General features: G+C 41.6%; 1 protein-coding gene and 1 pseudogene. Both read left to right on the plus strand.

What is annotated here, in order from left to right:
- Positions 1 to 118: pseudogene (locus C1G53_RS00320) on the plus strand (30S ribosomal protein S14); the annotation flags it as partial.
- 81 nt (positions 119 to 199) lie between these two features.
- A partial coding sequence (locus C1G53_RS00325) for a chorismate mutase (protein WP_192873095.1) occupies positions 200 to 334 on the plus strand: 135 nt, incomplete at its 3' end.

The raw sequence follows: 334 nt of genomic DNA on the forward strand, positions 1-334 counted from the left end.
CGACAAGACCGATGGCCGTCCGCATGCTTATATGCGAAAATTCGGTGTGAGTCGGATTACCTTCCGTGAATTAGCCCATCTTGGTCAACTTCCTGGGGTAAAAAAAGCAAGTTGGTAACTTCCTCAAACAAGGCTAGTATTCTGCCTTGTTTTTTGCTATACTAAAAAACAACTGAAACAATATACGGAGGTTTATAAGATGAATTTGGATTGCATCCGCGAACAGATTAACACGATTGATAGCCAATTGGTTGAACTACTTGAAAAACGAATGGAGTTGGTCGACCAAGTTACAGCCTATAAACGAGCAACAGGTAAGCCTGTTTTGGATACC

The sequence above is a fragment of the Streptococcus suis genome, from assembly GCF_002960445.1.
GTDB lineage: Bacteria > Bacillota > Bacilli > Lactobacillales > Streptococcaceae > Streptococcus > Streptococcus hyiners.